Genomic DNA, 507 nt, shown 5'->3' with positions numbered 1-507 from the left:
CTGGAAGAAGACCGCCCGCGACAGCGATCGCGAATACCTCTCGGTCAAGCTCGACGATCCGAGCTTCCCGGCCCCGATCTACGCCTCGCTGGTGAAGGTCGACGGCGACGACGGCTTCACCCTGATCTGGTCGCGCCGCAGTGGCGACTGAGCCCTCGAAATCATCGGCCCCGCCTCTCCGGAGGCGGGGCCTTTTGTGCTTCTTGCGCCGCTTTGGAAGGTAGCAGAAAGCGCAAGTGCCATGCTGCAAACCGGAGAACGATGAGAACAGGATGCCGCGGGCTCACCTGCTATAGGTCGTCGGCCGGGCGAGGAGCCCACCAACAGCGCTAGCGCACGGCCGAGGACTGCGGCGCGTCGCGCCGCTGAAAAATCAATTCGTGCGCGCAGCGCGCTCCTATAGCGCGACAATCAGGATGAGAGCGGCCCGTCAATCAAGATGAGACGAGGCGGCCGAGTCAGGAGATAATTGACGCTGGCCGTCGACTTGGCAAGCGTTGATTGACG

General features: G+C 63.3%; 1 protein-coding gene. It reads left to right on the top strand.

Annotated elements, in window-relative coordinates; translation table 11 throughout:
- On the top strand, positions 1-151 hold a 151-nt coding region (locus ACZBJS_RS42745), incomplete at its 5' end, for a DUF736 family protein (RefSeq protein WP_463440359.1).
- Positions 152-507: the final 356 nt, after the last annotated feature.

It is taken from the genome of Bradyrhizobium sp. KZN70725, from assembly GCF_055264925.1.
The sequence above is the reverse complement of the archived record's forward strand: the minus strand, read 5'-3'. Positions and strand labels throughout refer to the sequence as shown.